This is a genomic window from Micromonospora sp. DT44, assembly GCF_049841635.1.
GTDB lineage: Bacteria > Actinomycetota > Actinomycetes > Mycobacteriales > Micromonosporaceae > Micromonospora.
Window position 1 is genome coordinate 28,770 of record NZ_JBNCKS010000041.1, and the last position, 16,938, is coordinate 45,707.

A 16,938-nucleotide genomic window follows, 5' to 3' on the forward strand; every position below is an offset into this window, starting at 1 on the left:
GCGGGCGTCACCCTTCGGCGTCGGACGGCTCCTCGGGCTCGCTGACCCAGGCCGAGAAGACCGGCACCCCGTGCCAGGGCCCGGTGGTCCCGTCCGCCCTGCTGTCGGTGGCGACGGCCACCACGGCGTACGGGTGGCCGAAGCGCAGTTCGGCAGTACGTGCGACTCCCTCCGGTGGCAGGCTGACCGTGCCGAACATCCCGGTCACCGCCGCCGCCTCGAACCCGTACCGGCCGTACCGGGCCATCGCCACCTGCCCTGCCTCGAAGCTCTGAACGGGTTGGTCGAGGGCCCGGGCCAGTGTCCCGACCGCGGCCTCGAAGCCCAGCGTCTCGGCGGTGAGATCGTGCTCGCTCCGCGCCGACCAGCAGGGGAGTACCGCCTGATGCCGCTCCTCGCGGCCGTCGCGCGCACGGGTCCGTACCCGCTCCTCGCGCAGTGTCCACAGCGGGGTCTCGCCGAGCGGCAGGTCGAACAGTGACCGCCGACCCGCCGGTGGCGCGCCGTCGGCCGCGCCGACACTGAGTCGGTACGCGGTGGCGAGCACATCGGCCGCCGGCACGTGCGGCGCGGCGGCCACCGAGAGGACCACAAGTCCCGCGCCGTCGGTCTCCTGGGCTCGGGCGGTGTGCACGATGACGTCGCCGGCCCGGTCGGTCGTGACGATGGCCCCCTGGTGCCCGTGACCCGGGCTGCGCAACGTCTGGCGGAGGTCGCCCGCCCAGGCGCTACCGGGACCGAGCGCCCGGGCGTCGGTGACGTCGAACGGCGCGGCCCACGAGATGCGGGTGGCGAGCGCGCTGGCCAGGGCGAACACCACGTCCGGGCGGACCTTCAGGGGGAACGTCTCGATCAGGCCGTCGGTGTGCTCGCGCGCCCAGGCGTCCAGGCCGGCCTGGTCGGGGAGCGGGCCGACCTCGGTCGTCGCGGGGAGCGTGGCCCGCCACCCGGCCGGCTCGTCGACTCCTCGAACCGCCCGGAGCCACAACGCCGTGGCGGACGCGACCAGCGGGTGCGGCGCGTCCAGCAGCATGCGGGCCACCTCCGCCGCGCCCACCAGGTCGGTGCCGAGCGCCGCCGCCAGGGCCTCGGCCGCCGCGTCCGGGCCGGCTGTGTCCGGGCCGGCTGTGTCCGGGCCGGCTGTGTCCGGGCCGGCTGCGTCCGGGCCGGCTGTGTCCGGGCCGGTCGCCGGCCCGGCCCCGGTCGTCGCGGCGCTGACGGCGAGCAGCAGCCAGGCGCCGAGCGGGGAGGCGACGTGGTGCCGGTCGCCGATGGTGGCGTGCATCCGCTCGGCGTACGCGGACAGCGGGCCGTGCAGGTCGTTCGTCATGCCTCCACTCTGCCCGGCCCGACCCGGTCCGGCATCCGCACCGGCCCGGTCACGACCACAGCTCGAACGGCTCGTCGATCCGCTCGCCGGCCAGGAAGGGCGTGATCAGCCGGGGGAGCTGACCGGGATAGAAGCGTTCGGCGCTGGCCACGACGTCGGCAAGCGGCCACCAGCGGAAGCCGAAGTAGTCCTCCCGCTCGTAGTCGAGCCGGTCCGTCTCGTCCACGTCCGGGCCGGGACCGGCCAGTCGGACGGTGACGATCACCTCGTCCTGGACGTGGCGCAACTGGCGGTGCAGGAAGCTGGCCCGCCGTCGCCACGTCGGCGCGCCCACCTGGTCGGCGGTCACGATGATGCCGGTCTCCTCGCGCAACTCCCGCACCGCGGTCTCGCGGTATGTCTCGCCCGGGTCCATGCCGCCGCCGGGCAGCTCCCACCAGGTGCCGAGGCGAGGGTGGTCCGGGTCGCGGGTGTGGAACAGCAGCACCCGGTCGGAGGCGTCGACAACGACCACGCGCACCGCGCGCCGCTCAAGGATCGGCAGGTCGTCGGGCAGTTGGTCCATCGGCTCAGTCTGCCGCAGCGCTCCGGCTCCGGGGGCCCGCGCGGGGGCCGGTAGGCTGCCCGCCGTGGCTGGTCTGTTGAGGAACGTGGCACAACGCATCTCCCGGGTGGGCGCGGCGATTCCGTCGCCCCGGCGTACCGGGCCGTCTCCGGCACGGGTGGCCCGCCCGCGCCAGGTGAACGCGTTGCAGCGGCGCGAGCTGAGCTACGCGCCGGAGGTCGACGGCCAGGCCGACCCGGGTGAGATCGTGTGGACGTGGGTGCCGTACGAGGACGACCCCCGTCAGGGCAAGGACCGCCCGGTGCTGGTGGTGGGGCGGCACAGCCGGACGCTGTTCGGGCTGATGCTGTCCAGTCAGAGCGAGCGGGACGGGCAGCGGCACTGGTTCGCGCTCGGCCCCGGCGAGTGGGACCGGGACAATCGGCCGAGCTGGGTCCGGCTCGACCGCGTGCTCACCATGCGCGAGGACAGCATCCGCCGCGAGGGTGCCGTGCTCGATCGGTCCCGGTTCGACCGGGTCGGGCAGGCGCTGCGCGCCGGCTACGGCTGGCGCTGACCGTACCCCTCGGCGGCCGGACGGACCGTCAGGCCGGCTCGCGGCTCGGACCGACCGCGGCGCCCTGCGCCTCCGGCGGCGGGTACGGCTGCTCGGCGAGGAGCCGGGCCAGGTGGGCGCTGTTGAGCGCGAGGGCCTTGGTGGTACGACCGGTGGTGTCCGGCTTGGGACCGACGTCGCGGTAGTCCACCGTGTGCAGCGCCTCGCCGACCCAGTAGGTCGCGCCGGCTGCGGCCACGGTGAAGCCCACCTCGTTGAGCGCCCCCTGGATTTCGGCGATGGTGTGGTGCGCGCCGTCCTCGTTGCCGACGACCGCGACGCCGGCCACCTTGCCGTAGGTGAGCAGCCGCCCCTTGTCGTCGGTTTCGGACAGCTCGGCGTCGAGGCGTTCCAGGACCATCTTGGTGACGCTCGCCGGCTGGCCGAGCCAGATCGGCGTGGCGATGATGAGGATCTGGGCGGCGAGGAGCTTGGCGCGGATGGCGGGCCAACCGTCGCCGTTGCCCTCGTCGGTCGACACCCCGAAGTGCACGTCGTGGTCGACCACCCGGACGATTTCGCCGTCGACGCCCTGGCGGGCCAGTTCGGCCAGCACCTCCCGGCCCAGTTGCTCGGAGCTGGAGGGGGCGGGCGACGGTTTGAGGGTGCAGTTGAGTACCAGGGCGCGGACGCTCACCACGACGGGTTCCTCTCGTCGGTCGTATCGGGCTGCTCTCCCCGTACCCGTGTGTCGGGTCGAATCACGGTCTTGTTCCGGTGAAACCGTTGACCGTCGGCGGTCGAGCTGTAGATTCAACCTGTCGGTTGATTAGCTAGGTGGTTGAAAGCGACATGACAGCGGACCCGGTCAGCGCCGTGTTCGGCGCGCTCGCCGACCCGACCCGCCGCGCCATCCTGGCCCGGCTCGCCACCGGCGAGGCGACGGTCAACGAACTGGCCGCGCCGTTCCCGATCAGCGTCCAGGCCATCTCCAAGCACCTGGGCGTGTTGGAGCGCGCCGGGCTGATCGTGCGGACCCGCGACGCCCAGTGGCGGCGGTGCCGCCTCGATCCGACGCCGCTACGTACCGTCGCCGAGTGGGTCGACCAGTACCGCCGGCTCTGGGCCGAACGCTACGACGCCCTCGACGACTATCTACACGACCTGAAGGAGACCAGCCATGACCGAGGCCCGTGACCTGACGGTCTACGTGTCCTCCGAGCGGGACATCACGATGGTCCGTTCGTTCGACGCCCCGCGAGACCTCGTCTTCGCCGCGCACACCCAAGCCGAGCACCTCAAGCAATGGTGGTGCCGGGGCAATCCGGCGGACACCGCCGCCCAGCGCGACGGCATCGTCGAGGCCGGCATGGCGCAGGGCACCGCCGAGTCGTACGCGGCCCTCGACCGGCACCTGTCCACCATGCACTGACGGACGGGACCGTGTTGATCAAAAGGTTCGCGTCAGAATATGAGCCGATCCTGACGCGAACCTCTTGATCGACACGGGCGAGGGTCTGAGGTTGTGGAGGTTTTGGGGTGGGTTGAGGAGGCGTTTGGGCTTCGGCTGTCCACGGTGGACGAGGTTCCGTATGGGGCTGATCTGCGGGCTCGGCTGTGGCGGGGTGAGACGGGCGACGGCGCGCGGTATGCCGTCAAGGTCAGCGGTGGTGGTACGCCGGCCGGTCTGATCGTGTCCGCGCACCTGGCCGAGCGGGGCGTGCCGGGTGTCGCGGCGCCGGTCCGCACCCGTGACGGGCGTCTGTACGCCGAGCGTGACGGGGTACGCCTCTCCGTTGTCCCGTGGGTGTCCGACCTGCGGGCGCTGGACGGCCCGATGAGCGAGGCGCACTGGCGTGCCTACGGGAAACTGCTGGCCGCCGTTCACGCGGTCCCGGTCACCGGTGAACTGGAACGGCTGCTGCCGGGCGGCGGTGACGCGTACCCCTCGATCGTGGCCGCGACCCGGGACGTGGCCGAACGGCTCCGTGATCAGGCCGACTCGGGCGATCCGTTGGTGGCCGACCTGGCGGCGCACTGGGCGGCGCACGCCGACCGCATGTCCACCCTGCTCGGTGGGGTCGAGCGACTCGCCGCCCACCGGTCGGGGCCGGCGGTGGTCCGCCACGGCGATCCCCATCTGGGCAACCTGCTGCTCGGCCCCAACGGCCAGGTCTGGTTGATCGACTGGGACGACGCCGTGCTCGCCCCGCGCGAGTGCGACCTGATGTTCGTCGTGGGCGGGGTGCTCGCCTTCGCGCCGATCACCCCCGGGCAGGAGAGGGCCGTGCTCGCCGGGTACGACGCGGTCGACATCGACGCGGCGCGGCTGGCCTGGTTCCTCGCGGTGCGCGCGCTCGACGACCTCAGCGACTGGACCCGCCAGGCGTTGGACCCGACCGCGAGCCCCGACGATCGCGCGACCGCCGCCCGGATCGTTCGTGGGCTCGTGTCGCCGGTCGGCCTGGTCACCCTCGCCGATGCCGCGCTGCGTGACCTCGCCGGGCGGCGCTGAGCGGCCCGGAAACGCGAAATGGCAGGGAGATCCAACTCCCTGCCACCTCTAACGTATATCGCACCCGGGGTCTTGCGGCAAGACCCCCGTCGTGCCGCAGAATCGTCACCCGAAGCCCAAACCTGGGAAAATCGGGGGAATCGTGATCGATGTCATCATTGCCGGCGGCGGACCGACCGGGCTGATGCTCGCCAGTGAGTTGCGGCTGCACGACGTACGCGTCGTGGTGCTGGAGAGGGATGCCGAGCCGACCCGCTTCGTCCGTTCACTCGGCCTGCACGCGCGCAGCATCGAAATCATGGACCAGCGCGGACTGCTGGAGCGCTTCCTCGCCCTGGGTACGCGGCATCCACTCGGGGGCTACTTCGCGGCGATCCCCAAGCCGCCGCCGGCCGGCCTCGACAGTGCCCACGCGTACGTCCTCGGCATCCCGCAGACCACCACGGACCGCCTGCTGGCGGAGCACGCCGTGGAGGTCGGCGTCGAGGTCCGGCGCGGCAGCGAGGTGGTCGGGCTGCGCCAGGACGACGACGGGGTGACGGTGGAGCTGGCCGACGGGACGCGGTTGCGGTCGCGCTTCGTGGTCGGCTGCGACGGCGGCCGGAGCACGGTCCGTCGGCTGCTCGGCGTCGACTTCCCCGGTGAACCCAGCCGGGTCGACTCGCTGCTGGGCGAGATGGAGGTGGGGGTACCCCCGGAGACGGTGGCGGACGTGGTCGCCGAGGTGCGCAGGACCCACCTCCGCTTCGGTCTCGGGCCACTCGGCGACGGTGTGTACCGGGTCCTCGTGCCCGCCCAGGGAGTGGCCGAGGACCGCGATGTCCCGCCGACGATCGAGGAGTTCCAACAGCAACTGCGGGCGTACGCGGGCACCGACTTCGGCGTGCACTCGCCGCGCTGGCTGTCCCGCTTCGGCGACGCCACCCGGTTGGCCGAGCGTTACCGGGTCGGCCGGGTGCTGCTGGCCGGCGACGCCGCGCACATCCATCCGCCGACCGGCGGGCAGGGCCTCAACCTCGGTATCCAGGACGCGGTCAACCTCGGTTGGAAACTGGCCGCCGAGGTCGCCGGCTGGGCGCCCGACGGGCTGCTGGACAGCTACCACGCCGAGCGGCACCCGGTGGCCGCCGACGTCCTGGTCAACACCCGTGCGCAGATGTTCCTGCTGTCACCGGATCCGGGGCCGCAGGCGGTACGCCACCTGTTGTCGGAGCTGATGGACTTCGAGGACGTGAACCGGTACCTGATCGAGAAGGTCACCGCGATCGGGGTCCGCTACGACTTCGGCACGGGTCACGAGCTGCTCGGCCGGCACCTGCGGGACGTCCGGCTGACCCGGGGACGTCTCTACGAACTGATGCGCGCAGGCCGCGGGCTGCTGCTCGACGCGACCGGTCGCCTCTCGGCCGCCGGATGGGCGGACCGGGTCGACCACGTCGTCGACGTCGGTGACGGGTTCGACGTACCCGGTGTGCTGCTGCGTCCGGACGGCCACGTGGCGTGGGTCGGTGACGATCAGACCGACCTGGTGGGCCAGCTGCGCCGGTGGTTCGGCGCGAGCGCCACCATGCCCTAGTCCATGAAGCGGGCGCTGTCGACGAGCTGTCGCGGCGCCCGCGGGCCGGAGAGGCTCTTCGCCTGGTACATGGCCGCGTCGGCGCGGCTGAGCGCGTCGGTGAGCTGGGTCGGACAGGTCACCGGGGCGAGCCCCACCGACGCGGTGACCCGGACACTGCACCCGGTCAGCCGGATCGGCGCGGCGACGGTCTCGCTGAGGCGTCGGGTGGCGTGTTCGATCCAGCGTCGGTCGACGGTCGGGCTGGCGAGCAGCCCCGCGAACTCGTCGCCGCCGAGGCGGGCTACGAGGTTGTCGCCCGCGAACCCGGCCAGTCGTTCCGCGACGCTGATCAGCACCTGGTCGCCGGCGGCGTGCCCGTACCGGTCGTTGATCTGCTTGAAGTCGTCGAGGTCGAGCACGATGGCGATCAGCGGCTCACCGTCGGCGTTGGTGAGCAGGGTGGCCGCGAGACGGTAGAAGGCGCGGCGGTTGGGCAGCCCGGTGAGCGGGTCGTGGCTGGCGGCGTGGCGTTCGGCGGCCAGCTCGGCCTGGAGGTGCTCGATCTCGGCCTCGGCGCGTACGGCGCGGCGGCGCAGTTGCCAGGAGGAGAGCAGGGCGCCCGCGGCACAGACGCCGGAGGCAACGCTCATCGGATCCGGCAGGAGACCTCCCATCGCCGCGACCGCCTCCCGCCTTCGGTCTGCGCGGCGCGCCTGCCGCGTCGGGGCCAGTTTTCCCTGGTCATCACCCCGCTGGGGGTAACACAAAGTGAACGGATAAGCACCGATCACGTGCGTTATCATGCTCGCCATCCGGTGCAGATGCAATAGCAGATGCACGTGCATACGGCCCGACCCCGATACCGCACCTCGCCGCGTCACCGCTCCTCCCACGGGCACCGGCGGGCTCGTGAGCAGAAAGACGCCTCTCATGCAGCAGCCACCCAATGGCGTTCCGATCCCTCTGTTGCCTCCTTTGACCTGGCAGAAGAGTCGCCGTAGCAACCCGAGCGGCAACTGCGTCGAACTCGCCGAACTGCCCGGAGGGGCCGGCATCGCCGTCCGCAACTCGCGTCATCCGGAAGGGCCGGCGCTGATCTACACAGTGGACGAGATCGCCGCCTTCGTGCTCGGCGCCCGCGACGGGGACTTCGACCATCTGATCAACTGACGGCCGCGGCGGGCGGTCCCAGCGACGGGACTGAATCGCCGGTCCGGAGGAGTTCATCTCACTGTCGGTCCATGGCATGCTTACACGTCGGTCGGGCTCGGTGCCCGACCACGTGGTCGGTATCCGGAGGTCCGCACGTGACGATGGTTCCCGCCGACGGCGGCCCGACAACCGGGCCAACCGTGCTGCGCATGCTGCTCGGCGCTCAGCTTCGTCGGCTGCGGGAGTCCAGCGGGGTGACCCGGGAGGGCGCCGGGTGGGAGATCCGCTCCTCTGAGTCGAAGATCAGCCGGATGGAGCTGGGCCGGGTCGGCTTCAAGGAACGTGACGTCTCCGACCTGCTGACCCTCTACGGCGTCAACGACGAGGGGGAGCGCGAGGCGCTGCTCAAGCTCGCGCGGGACGCCAACAGTCCCGGTTGGTGGCACCGTTACGGCGACGTGCTGCCCAGTTGGTTCCAGTCCTACCTGGGCCTGGAAGCGGCGGCGGCGCTGATCCGCAGCTACGAGGTGCAGTTCGTCCCCGGCCTCCTGCAGACCCGGGAGTACGCCCGGGCGGTCGTGCTGCTCGGGCACGGCGGCGCCGGCGTCGCCGAGATCGACCGCCGGGTGGATCTGCGGATGCAGCGTCAGCAACTGCTGCTCCGGGACAAGCCGCCGCTGCTCTGGGCCGTGGTGGACGAGGCGGCGCTGCGCCGCCCGATCGGCGGTCGCGAGGTGATGCGGGGCCAGCTCACCGCGCTCATCGAGGCGACCAAGTCGCCCACCGTCCGACTTCAGGTCATCCCTTTCGCCGCAGGTGGTCACGCGGCGGCCGGTGGCGCCTTCACCATCCTGCGCTTCGGTGACCAGGAGTTGCCCGACATCGTCTACATCGAACAGTTGACCAGCGCCATCTACCTGGACAAGCGCGACGACCTCGACTACTACGCCGTGGCCATGGAGCGGCTCTGCGTCGAGGCGGAGCCGCCGGAGCGTACGCCGGAGATCCTGGGCCGGTTGCTGGAGGAGACCTACCCGCAGTGACGGTGCCCTGAGGGCGCGCGCGGGTTCATTGGCATTGACCGTTGCCGACGTGTCGGGCTAGTCTCTGTATCGATCCAGTCTGAATCGATACAGAAGGGCGTCGAGTGAAGCCGACACTGCAAGCCGTGGCGGACGCCGTCGGTGTCTCCCGTAGCACCGTGTCCAATGCCTACAGTCGCCCCGACCAGCTCTCGTCGGCCCTGCGCGAGCGCATCCTCGTCGCCGCGCGCCAGCTCGGCTACCCGGGACCCAACCCGACCGCCCGCTCCCTGCGCCGTGGCTTCGTCGGCTCGATCGGGGTGCTGTTCACGTCGCAACTGTCGTACGCCTTCACCGACCCCTTCGCCGTCCGCTTCCTCGCCGGGGTGGGCGCCGCGACCGAGCGACACGGCACCAGCATGCTGCTCGTGCCCCTGCCGCAGGCGCAGGCCGACGCCCGTCGAGCCGTGGAGAACGCCGCCGTCGACGGCTTCTGCGTGTACTGCGTGGCCGACGAGGAGTGGGCGCTGGACGTCATCCGGGCGCGCGGCCTGCCGTACGTCAGCACGGCCGTACGCGACGACGCCGCCGCTGACGAGCGGTTCGTGGGCATCGACGAGCGGGCCGCCGCGCACAGCGTCGCCGCGCACGTGGCCGGTCTCGGCCACCGGAGGGTCGCCCTGCTCGTGGACTCCGTCCTGCCCGACGCGCCCACCGGTCCGGTGACTCTGTCCGGGTTCGAGCGCGCCCCGCACCCGACGACCCGGGGCCGGCTCGCCGGCTTCGCCGACGCGTTCGCCGAGGTCGGTGTCGCCTGGTCGGAGCTGACCCTGGTCAACGCCCCCGGCAACAGCGGCCACGCCGCGGCGGCCGCCGTCGCCGGGCTGTTCGACCGGCCCGAACCGCCCACCGCCGTGCTGGCCGGCTCCGACGTGCTCGCCCTCGGCGTGCTCGACGCCCTGGCCCGGCGACCGGGCGGCACCCGCCCGCCGGTCTCGGTGACCGGGTTCGACGACGTCCCCGAGGCGGCGGCGGCCGGCCTCACCACCGTCCGGCAGCCGGCGCAGGAGAAGGGCCGGATCGCCGCCGAACTGCTGCTCGACCCACCCACGGACGCTGCCGCAGGTCACGTGCTGCTACCCACCGAACTCGTCGTCCGGTCCTCCACCGGACCCCACGTGAGGAGTTGACCATGGAATTCCCGACCGGATACGTCACTGCCCTCGACGCGATGAACCGCCACGTCACCTCGGCCCGACCGGACGCCCCGGTCGTCGTCGAGCGCGCCCGCCGGCCGCTGCTCGCCCCGACCCGGCAGTTGACCGCCGTCGCCCTGCGCCGGCTCGCCGACCGGATCCAGCCCCGCCCGGTGCCCCGCTGCTCCTGAGCACGGCCCCATTCCGGCACTCCGGGGACGAACAGTACCGGTCCGGACACGTAGGGTGGTCGATCGCGCACTCGCCGGGCAGACTGGTCTGGCCATGTCACCCTTCACGCCCACCCTCCGCCTCCACGACCGCTACGTGCTGCACGAGCGGATCGGTCTCGGCGGCATGTCCGAGGTGTGGCGGGCCGACGACGACGTGCTGGGCCGGCCGGTGGCGATCAAGGTACTCGCCGGCCAGCTCGCCGCCGACCCGCACCTGCGGGCCACCATCCAGCGCGAGGCCCGCGCGGCCGCCCGGCTGACCCACCCGCACGTCACTCAGGTGTACGACTACGCCGAGGCGACCCTGGCCGATGGCGTCGTCGTCCCGTACCTGGTGATGGAGCTGGTCGAGGGCCACAACCTGGCCGACCGGCTGCGCTCCGGCCCGCTGCCCTGGCCGGAGGCGGTCCGGGTGGCCGGGCACATCGCCGCCGCGCTGGCCGCCGCGCACCGCATTGGGGTGGTGCACCGCGACGTGAAGCCGGCAAACGTCATGCTCACCGACACCGGGGCCAAGGTGCTCGACTTTGGCATCGCCGCGCTCGGTGGGCTCGACAGCCAGTCCGGTGAGCCGGTGATGGGCACACCCGCGTACTTCGCCCCGGAGCGCCTCGCCGCCGGTCCGCCCGACCCGGCCAGCGACGTCTACGCCCTCGGCGCGGTGCTCTACCGCATGCTCACCGGCGCGGCGCCCCTGCCCGTACAGAGCTGGGAGGACGCCATCGAGGTGCACCGGCGGGGCACACCGGTGCCCCCGCTACGAGTGCCCGGCCTACCCGCCGACATCGCCGAGCTGACCCTCGCCTGCCTCGCCGCCGACCCGGCTCGACGGCCCAGCGCCGCACAGCTCGCCCGACGGTTCGGCGCCGGCCAGCCGGTCGAGCCCCCCACCGAGCTGCTCCGGATCGTCCCGGCCGCCCACCCGCCGACCCTGATCGACCGCTCGGCCGCCCGGCCAGCGCCGGTCGTGTCCGCGCCGGTCCGACGCCGTCCGCGCCGGCCCCTGGCGCTCGTCGTCGCGGCCGGTCTCGCCGTGCTGGTCGGCCTCGGCGCGCTGCTCAGCCAGGGCATCGGCGCACCCGACACGTCCGGCCCCGGGCCGGTGGCCGGCCCGTCGTCGCCCTCCACCACGGCGCCCCCGCCCCGGACGCAGTCGCAGTCGCCGAAGCCGGCGACGTCGGCCTCCCCGTCGCCCCGCCCCAGCAGCGCCGTGCCGTCGTCCGTCGGGCAGGGGTTGCCGGTCAGCTTCCGCCAGGTCAGCGACGAGTTCGACCAGGTGCTCACCGCGGCGGTGGCCCGTGGCGACGTGGACCGCAGAACCGCCGAGGACCTGCGCGACGACCTCGCCGACGTGAACCGACGGACCCGGGACCGTGAGCGGCGCATCGCCGACCTGCGGGACACCATCGCCGAGCTGGTGGACCGTGGCCGGTTGCCCCGGCAGACCGCCGTCCAGCTCGACACGCTGCTGGCCCAGACCCGTGAGCTAACCACCGATCGCGCCAACGACTGAGTAGTCTCGCCGGCATGACGACGACGCAGACGCACCGCCTCGCCGTACCCGGCGCTGACCTGGTCTACGACGTCCGAGGTCCACTGCCTCCGACCGGCGGGCGTCGCGCGTTGCTTCTGATCGGCCAACCGATGGCGGCGGAGGGCTTCGGCGCGCTCGCCCCGCACCTCACGGACCGGACCGTCATCACGTACGACCCGCGCGGTCTCGGTCGCAGCACCCGTAGCGATGGTCGGTCCGACCAGACGCCACAGCGGCAGGCGGCCGATCTGCACCTGCTCATCGAGGCCCTCGACGCCGGTCCGGTGGACGTGTTCGCCAGCAGCGGTGGCGCGGTGACGGCGCTCGAACTCGTCGCGACCCACCCCGGAGACGTCGCCACGCTGGTGGCGCACGAGCCGCCGATCAACGCGGTGCTCCCGGACGCCGCCGCAGCGGAGCGCGCTCGGAACGCGTTCTACGAGGCGTACCAGGCCAAGGGATTCGGCGCCGGCATGGCCGCCTTCATCGCGATGACGTCGTGGCAGGGCGAGTTCACCGACGCCTACTTCGCCCAGCCCGCCCCCGACCCCGCGATGTTCGGCCTGCCGAGCGAGGACGACGGCAGCCGCGACGATCCGCTGCTGTCCGACAGCTCATGGGCGATCACCGACTACCGCCCCGACCCGGCCGTCCTCACTGCCGCGTCGAGCCGCATCGTGATCGCGGTCGGCGCGGAGTCGACGGGCACCTACACCGCGCGTACGGCCCTCGCCACGGCGGCGCTCCTCGGCCAGGAGGCCGTGGTGTTCCCGAGTCACCACGGCGGCTTCCTCGGCGACGAGCACGGATACGCGGGCAAGCCGGAGGAGTTCGCGGCGCGGCTGCGCGAGGTTCTGGACGCCGACTGACGCCATCGTCCGTCCGGACGGCTGATCTATCCGCGGACGTCGCTGGCATGATGGGCCGATGCGAACACGGCTGATCTTCGTGCGTCACGGTGAGTCGGTCCACCAGGTCGACGGGATCGTGGGCGGCCCGCACGGGTGCCGAGGGCTGACGTCGCTCGGCTACGACCAGGCCGACCGGCTGGCCAAGCGACTCGTCGACGACTACACCGTGGAGGGGCCGGTGGCGGTGTACTCGTCGGTGCTGCGCCGCGCCGTCGAGACCGCGCAGCCCATCGCCGCGGCGTTCGGCGTCCGGCCGCTGGCCGACTGCGGCCTCTGCACCTGGCACACCCCGCCGTACGCCGACGGGCTGCCGGTCGCCCGCTTCCGCACCGAGCACGCCGTGCCCGGTGGGGGAGTGTTCCGCCCGTTCGAGGACGGCAACGAGAGCTGGGCCGAGTTGGTCGTCCGCGTCAGCCGCGCCGTCATGGAGATCGCGCACCGGCACCGGGGCGGCACCGTGGTCCTGGTCGGCCACAGCGAGACCGTGGAGGGCGCCTTCCACGCGCTCGCCGCGCAGCCGATCTTCCGGGCGTTCGACCTGGAGGTGCCTCCGGCGTCGATCAGCGAGTGGGTCACCGACCACGACACCGGCGGCTGGCCGCCGGCCCGCTGGACCCTGCGGCGCTTCGGGGACACCGTCCAGGGTCGGCTGGCCCTCTGACCCGTCCACGTCGGACGGTCGGCGCGTCAGTCGCGCAGGATCTGCTCGCGCAGGATCTCCGCGTGCCCGCAGTGCTGCGCCAACTCGCGCAGGACGTGCAGGTACATCCAGCGAAGTGGTAGCGGGCCGCGCCGGTTGCCGCGCAGCACGTCGTCCAGACCGTGCGACGCTGTCGCGCGGCGCGACGCCTCGCACGCTTCGCGGTGGGCCTGCTGGACGCTGGCGATGGTGTCGCCGTCGTCGAGGATGAACGACTCGTCCGGCGTCGCCGGGATGCCGATCTCGGCACGCGACCGGCAGGTGATCGCCTCGTCGAACCAGACCTTCTCCACGAAGGCCGCGTGCTTCACCAGACCCAGCAGTGTCGTCCGCGACGGCACCAGCGAGCGTCGGGCCTGCTCCTCGGTCAGCCCGTCCAGGGCCTCGTTGAGCGCGCGGCGATGCTCGTCGATGAAGGCCTCGATCTGCGTCTTTGCTGGCTGGTCGACGACGTCGTCGGCGAAGGTGGGCGGGAAAACGGTCATGGACCGAAGCATGTCAAGGGCGTCGCCCGGGATCAACCACGGCACGGCTCACCCGCCGAACGAGACGAGTGCGCCGCGTTCGTCGAAGGCCGCCGTACCCGCCCAGGCGATCTCCCACCGGTTGCCCTCCGGGTCGGCGATGTACGCCGAGCGGCCGCCCCACGAACGGTCGGTCGGCGCTGCCACGACCGACGCCCCCACCGCGACAGCCGCCTCGAAGGCCGCGTCGACCCCCGCGCGGTCGTCGACGTTGCAGGCCAGCGTCACGCCGGACCAGCTACCGGCGGGATCGGCGACACCCGGTGCCGCCTCGGCCGCCAGCTCGGGCAGCGGGTAGAGGGCGAGCAGAACACCTCCGAGCAGGAACGCCGACCAGCCGTCGTCGCTGGCGGGCAGCTCCGGCCAGCCCAGGGACCGGTAGAAGGATCGCAGCCGGCCCAGGTCGCGGGCGCCCAGGGTGACCACGGACAGTCGAGGAGGGATAGCGCTCATCGCCCGATCCTGCCGCACCGGTACGACAGGATTCGCCGGCGGCCTCAGTGGATCGAGGTCGCCGCCCACTCGCCCGGTGTCGTGCCGACCCGGGCGGCCACGTCACCGTGCGGTGTCCAGATGGCCGAGCGGCCGGCCGCCTCGCGGTAACCGCCGCCGGTCGACCCGGCGAAGCTCGCCATCGCCACCCAGACCCGGTGCGTCGTGACGATCCGCTGCGCCCGCTCGTCCGGCACGGCCGCGTCCCGGGCCGACTCCAGTACGCCCGCCGCGTACACGTCGATCCCCAGGGCCGCCGTCGCCTCCGCGTGCGCGGCGACACCGGTGTCCTTGCAGACCGCCAGCCCGATCCGCCATCCGTCCACGTCGAGCACGCCCGGTGCGTCGCCCGGCCGGAACCGCTGCGCCTCCACGCCGCCCAGCCACATCTTCCGGTACGCCACCGTCGCCCCGTCGCCGGTCACCGCCAGCACTCCGATGTGGTCGCCGGTCACCGGCGCGCCGGCCAGCGCCACCGTGCCCACCTCGGCGCACGCGTCGACAAGTGGCGTCAACCGCCGGTCATCCGTCGGCACGATCGGCCCCTGCAACTCGTACCCCGTCAGGGACAGCTCCGGGAAGACCACCACCCGGGCGCGCGCCGCGCGGACCGCGTCGGCGTGCGCCCGCGCGTTCTCCGCGACATCCAGGGGTACGCACGGCGGCTGCGCCACGGCGAGCCGCAAGGGACCACGGGCCGGCCCGTCCGTGGCGGTCTGCGAGGTCTCCGCCTCGCGGTTGACTCTCAGGATCGGTTCGTAACGTGTGGGCATGCTTCGAACGTCGCACGCCGTCCTCGCCACCGGAACCCCCGCCGCCGCGGCCGAACCGCCGCAGGGCGGGATCGTCGGGTACGTCAGCGATCTGGTGGAACGGCTCGGCGGGCCGGGAGCCGGTCTGGCGGTGGCGTTGGAGAACCTGTTTCCGCCGATCCCCAGCGAGGTCATCCTGCCGCTGGCCGGCTTCGTGGCCGCGCAGGGTCGGATCAGCCTCGTCGGCGCGATCTTCTGGACCACCCTGGGTTCGGTGGTCGGCGCGCTGGCGCTCTACCTGATCGGCGCCTGGATGGGCCGCGACCGGATGCGTGCCATCGTGGCCCGACTGCCACTGGTGAAGCTCAGCGACGTCGACCGGACCGAGGCGTGGTTCCTGCGGCACGGCGTGAAGGCGGTGTTCTTCGGCCGGATGATCCCGATCTTCCGAAGCCTGATCTCCATCCCGGCCGGGGTGGAGCGGATGCCGGTGCGGACCTTCCTGCTCTACACCACGCTGGGCAGCCTGATCTGGAACAGCGCCTTCGTGCTCGCCGGCTACCTGCTCGGTGACAACTGGCACCTCGTCGAGGGCTACGTCGGCACGCTCCAGAATGTGGTGATCGTCGTGTGCGTCGCGGCTGTCGCCTGGTTCGTCGGCTCGCGGGTGCTGAAGGCTCGCCGCGCCGCCCGAAACCCCGAATCGGACCCGGATCTCTCTCGCCGCGGTGCGCCCCTGGCGGGAACGCCGGATCCCGACGGTCGGGGCACCCTCTACCGGGGCGCGTCCTGGGCCTCGGACGAGCGCTAGCCCGTCGCCTCCCGCGCGACGCCCCTCGTGTGGCGGACCCGATCTCGCGCGGCACCCGCAGTCGACCCGGCAGCTCTCCGATCCCAGTGGGCGGCGACCACTGCTGCGGCGTTGATGCCTGGGAGTCATCTTGATGACTCCCAGGCATCACAGCTACACGGCCATGCCCCGCGCACGGAACGTCACCCGATGGCGAGCGCCGGCTGGCGTGTCTTGGGCGTGATGTCCGCTTTCGGGCCAGGCTGGGGTGTGACCGGGTGCATCCCCGGGCCGGAATCGTGGCCGGACCGGGGTCGTTACACACCCTGACGATCGCAGGACCACGGCCGCCCCGCCCGGGGAATGGCCGGCCGGACCGGGTCGTTGCAGCCTCCCGAACGACCGCCGGCACCGTTTCGCTTGGTGCCGCGCCGGAGTCCTTCCCCGTTTGTGCAGCGCCGGACGAGGTGCTCACATCCGCGTCGCCGTTCCCCTGTGGTGAGGCGGATGTTTCCTACCCCCGAAGGAGCTACCCCCATGAACACGATCTTCCGTAAGAGCATGCTGTCCGTGGCCGGTCTCGCGTTCGCAGGTGGTGTCTTCGCCGGCCCGATCGCCCACGTCGCCGCCCCGAGCACCGACGCCCGGCCGGTCGCCGTGGTGCAGGCCGACAAGCCCGACCCGAGCAAGCTGATCCCGCACGGCACCCAGGGCGACCAGTCGCACATCGACCTGAACGACGAGCAGACCGCCAACGCCAAGGCAATCATCGCGGCCACGAAGAAGGCCGGCCTGCCCGAGCGGGCGGCGGTCATCTCGATCGCGACGAGCCTGCAGGAGTCCAAGCTGGAGAACCTGGGCCACCTCGGCGACATGAACGACCACGACTCGCTGGGCCTGTTCCAGCAGCGTCCCTCCAGCGGTTGGGGCACGCCGGAGCAGATCACGGACCCCGAGTACTCCACGACGGCGTTCCTCAAGGGCCTGCGCCAGGTTGACGGCTGGCGGGACATGCCGCTGACCGAGGCCGCGCAGACGGTGCAGGTTTCGGCCTACCCGGACGCGTATGCCCAGTGGGAGCAGCAGGCCGCCGACCTGGTCGGCCAGTACTGGAACAGCTGACCCACCG

At 72.4% G+C, this 16,938-nt stretch carries 21 protein-coding genes; 14 read left to right on the forward strand and 7 right to left on the reverse strand.

Annotation, left to right across the window (positions count from 1 at the left end; genetic code table 11):
• Positions 1 to 7 precede the first annotated feature (7 nt).
• Positions 8 to 1,330, reverse strand: coding sequence for a hypothetical protein (locus ACLQ25_RS22740; RefSeq protein ID WP_425732817.1), 1,323 nt, complete (start codon positions 1,328 to 1,330; stop codon positions 8 to 10).
• Positions 1,331 to 1,379: 49 nt separating this feature from the next.
• Complete coding sequence (locus tag ACLQ25_RS22745) at positions 1,380 to 1,895, reverse strand: NUDIX hydrolase (RefSeq protein WP_425732818.1); 516 nt, start codon at positions 1,893 to 1,895, stop codon at positions 1,380 to 1,382.
• Positions 1,896 to 1,959: 64 nt separating this feature from the next.
• Between ACLQ25_RS22745 and ACLQ25_RS22750 the strand changes: the two genes are divergently transcribed.
• Complete coding sequence (locus tag ACLQ25_RS22750; RefSeq protein ID WP_425732819.1) at positions 1,960 to 2,451, forward strand: type II toxin-antitoxin system PemK/MazF family toxin; 492 nt, start codon at positions 1,960 to 1,962, stop codon at positions 2,449 to 2,451.
• Positions 2,452 to 2,479: 28 nt separating this feature from the next.
• On the opposite strand, the gene ACLQ25_RS22755 is transcribed toward ACLQ25_RS22750, so the two are convergent.
• Entirely contained in the window at positions 2,480 to 3,130 is a 651-nt protein-coding gene (locus tag ACLQ25_RS22755) for a flavodoxin family protein (RefSeq protein ID WP_425732820.1), read from the reverse strand.
• A 152-nt stretch (positions 3,131 to 3,282) separates the two neighbouring features.
• Between ACLQ25_RS22755 and ACLQ25_RS22760 the strand changes: the two genes are divergently transcribed.
• From ACLQ25_RS22760 to rox, 4 genes are all read left to right on the forward strand, one after another.
• Entirely contained in the window at positions 3,283 to 3,627 is a 345-nt protein-coding gene (locus tag ACLQ25_RS22760) for an ArsR/SmtB family transcription factor (protein WP_425732821.1), read from the forward strand.
• A complete protein-coding gene (locus tag ACLQ25_RS22765) occupies positions 3,611 to 3,862 on the forward strand; it encodes an SRPBCC domain-containing protein (protein WP_425732822.1) in 252 nt (83 codons plus the stop codon). The genes ACLQ25_RS22760 and ACLQ25_RS22765 overlap by 17 nt, the downstream gene beginning before the upstream one ends.
• Before the next feature lie 144 nt (positions 3,863 to 4,006).
• Positions 4,007 to 4,945: a phosphotransferase enzyme family protein gene (locus ACLQ25_RS22770; RefSeq protein WP_425732823.1), complete on the forward strand. Its 939-nt coding sequence runs from the start codon at positions 4,007 to 4,009 to the stop codon at positions 4,943 to 4,945.
• A gap of 142 nt (positions 4,946 to 5,087) precedes the next feature.
• Positions 5,088 to 6,521 carry a rifampin monooxygenase gene (rox, locus tag ACLQ25_RS22775; protein ID WP_425732824.1) on the forward strand — a complete coding sequence of 478 codons (1,434 nt, stop codon included), beginning with the start codon at positions 5,088 to 5,090 and terminating at the stop codon, positions 6,519 to 6,521.
• Here rox and ACLQ25_RS22780 read toward each other — a convergent pair.
• Positions 6,518 to 7,165, reverse strand: coding sequence for a GGDEF domain-containing protein (locus ACLQ25_RS22780; protein ID WP_425732856.1), 648 nt, complete (start codon positions 7,163 to 7,165; stop codon positions 6,518 to 6,520). The two genes, rox and ACLQ25_RS22780, sit on opposite strands and share 4 nt — an antisense overlap.
• Positions 7,166 to 7,433: 268 nt before the next feature.
• On the opposite strand from ACLQ25_RS22780, the gene ACLQ25_RS22785 reads away from it, so the two are divergent.
• From ACLQ25_RS22785 to ACLQ25_RS22815, 7 genes are all read left to right on the forward strand, one after another.
• Positions 7,434 to 7,673 (forward strand): DUF397 domain-containing protein, encoded by a 240-nt coding sequence (locus ACLQ25_RS22785; RefSeq protein WP_425732825.1) that lies wholly within the window; start codon positions 7,434 to 7,436, stop codon positions 7,671 to 7,673.
• Positions 7,674 to 7,816: 143 nt separating this feature from the next.
• A complete protein-coding gene (locus ACLQ25_RS22790; RefSeq protein ID WP_425732857.1) occupies positions 7,817 to 8,698 on the forward strand; it encodes a helix-turn-helix domain-containing protein in 882 nt (293 codons plus the stop codon).
• Between the two features lie 125 nt (positions 8,699 to 8,823).
• Complete coding sequence (locus ACLQ25_RS22795) at positions 8,824 to 9,867, forward strand: LacI family DNA-binding transcriptional regulator (protein ID WP_425732826.1); 1,044 nt, start codon at positions 8,824 to 8,826, stop codon at positions 9,865 to 9,867.
• A gap of 2 nt (positions 9,868 to 9,869) precedes the next feature.
• A complete protein-coding gene (locus ACLQ25_RS22800) occupies positions 9,870 to 10,064 on the forward strand; it encodes a hypothetical protein (RefSeq protein WP_357392765.1) in 195 nt (64 codons plus the stop codon).
• Positions 10,065 to 10,158: 94 nt separating this feature from the next.
• Entirely contained in the window at positions 10,159 to 11,619 is a 1,461-nt protein-coding gene (locus tag ACLQ25_RS22805; protein ID WP_425732827.1) for a protein kinase domain-containing protein, read from the forward strand.
• Positions 11,620 to 11,633: 14 nt separating this feature from the next.
• Complete coding sequence (locus tag ACLQ25_RS22810; RefSeq protein WP_425732828.1) at positions 11,634 to 12,509, forward strand: alpha/beta fold hydrolase; 876 nt, start codon at positions 11,634 to 11,636, stop codon at positions 12,507 to 12,509.
• A gap of 58 nt (positions 12,510 to 12,567) precedes the next feature.
• Entirely contained in the window at positions 12,568 to 13,212 is a 645-nt protein-coding gene (locus tag ACLQ25_RS22815; RefSeq protein ID WP_425732829.1) for a histidine phosphatase family protein, read from the forward strand.
• Between the two features lie 26 nt (positions 13,213 to 13,238).
• Here the strand turns inward: ACLQ25_RS22815 and ACLQ25_RS22820 are convergent, their stop codons facing one another.
• The 3 genes from ACLQ25_RS22820 to ACLQ25_RS22830 are packed head-to-tail and all read right to left on the reverse strand — an operon-like array spanning position 13,239 to position 14,953.
• A complete protein-coding gene (locus tag ACLQ25_RS22820; protein ID WP_425732830.1) occupies positions 13,239 to 13,736 on the reverse strand; it encodes a DinB family protein in 498 nt (165 codons plus the stop codon).
• A 48-nt stretch (positions 13,737 to 13,784) separates the two neighbouring features.
• A complete protein-coding gene (locus ACLQ25_RS22825; RefSeq protein ID WP_425732831.1) occupies positions 13,785 to 14,228 on the reverse strand; it encodes a VOC family protein in 444 nt (147 codons plus the stop codon).
• A 44-nt stretch (positions 14,229 to 14,272) separates the two neighbouring features.
• Positions 14,273 to 14,953: a carbon-nitrogen hydrolase family protein gene (locus ACLQ25_RS22830; RefSeq protein WP_425732858.1), complete on the reverse strand. Its 681-nt coding sequence runs from the start codon at positions 14,951 to 14,953 to the stop codon at positions 14,273 to 14,275.
• Positions 14,954 to 15,038: 85 nt separating this feature from the next.
• Between ACLQ25_RS22830 and ACLQ25_RS22835 the strand changes: the two genes are divergently transcribed.
• Positions 15,039 to 15,830, forward strand: a complete 792-nt coding sequence (locus ACLQ25_RS22835) for a DedA family protein (RefSeq protein ID WP_425732832.1) — start codon at positions 15,039 to 15,041, stop codon at positions 15,828 to 15,830.
• A 516-nt stretch (positions 15,831 to 16,346) separates the two neighbouring features.
• Positions 16,347 to 16,931: a hypothetical protein gene (locus ACLQ25_RS22840; protein ID WP_425732833.1), complete on the forward strand. Its 585-nt coding sequence runs from the start codon at positions 16,347 to 16,349 to the stop codon at positions 16,929 to 16,931.
• Positions 16,932 to 16,938: the final 7 nt, after the last annotated feature.

Coding starts and splice junctions, on each gene's coding strand:
- ACLQ25_RS22740 (WP_425732817.1), bottom strand. CDS start 1,330: ATGACGAACGACCTGCACGGCCCGCTGTCCGCGTACGCCGAGCGGATG.
- ACLQ25_RS22745 (WP_425732818.1), bottom strand. CDS start 1,895: ATGGACCAACTGCCCGACGACCTGCCGATCCTTGAGCGGCGCGCGGTG.
- ACLQ25_RS22760 (WP_425732821.1), top strand. CDS start 3,283: ATGACAGCGGACCCGGTCAGCGCCGTGTTCGGCGCGCTCGCCGACCCG.
- ACLQ25_RS22765 (WP_425732822.1), top strand. CDS start 3,611: ATGACCGAGGCCCGTGACCTGACGGTCTACGTGTCCTCCGAGCGGGAC.
- ACLQ25_RS22785 (WP_425732825.1), top strand. CDS start 7,434: ATGCAGCAGCCACCCAATGGCGTTCCGATCCCTCTGTTGCCTCCTTTG.
- ACLQ25_RS22790 (WP_425732857.1), top strand. CDS start 7,817: ATGGTTCCCGCCGACGGCGGCCCGACAACCGGGCCAACCGTGCTGCGC.
- ACLQ25_RS22800 (WP_357392765.1), top strand. CDS start 9,870: ATGGAATTCCCGACCGGATACGTCACTGCCCTCGACGCGATGAACCGC.
- ACLQ25_RS22805 (WP_425732827.1), top strand. CDS start 10,159: ATGTCACCCTTCACGCCCACCCTCCGCCTCCACGACCGCTACGTGCTG.
- ACLQ25_RS22810 (WP_425732828.1), top strand. CDS start 11,634: ATGACGACGACGCAGACGCACCGCCTCGCCGTACCCGGCGCTGACCTG.
- ACLQ25_RS22815 (WP_425732829.1), top strand. CDS start 12,568: ATGCGAACACGGCTGATCTTCGTGCGTCACGGTGAGTCGGTCCACCAG.
- ACLQ25_RS22820 (WP_425732830.1), bottom strand. CDS start 13,736: ATGACCGTTTTCCCGCCCACCTTCGCCGACGACGTCGTCGACCAGCCA.
- ACLQ25_RS22825 (WP_425732831.1), bottom strand. CDS start 14,228: ATGAGCGCTATCCCTCCTCGACTGTCCGTGGTCACCCTGGGCGCCCGC.
- ACLQ25_RS22835 (WP_425732832.1), top strand. CDS start 15,039: ATGCTTCGAACGTCGCACGCCGTCCTCGCCACCGGAACCCCCGCCGCC.
- ACLQ25_RS22840 (WP_425732833.1), top strand. CDS start 16,347: ATGAACACGATCTTCCGTAAGAGCATGCTGTCCGTGGCCGGTCTCGCG.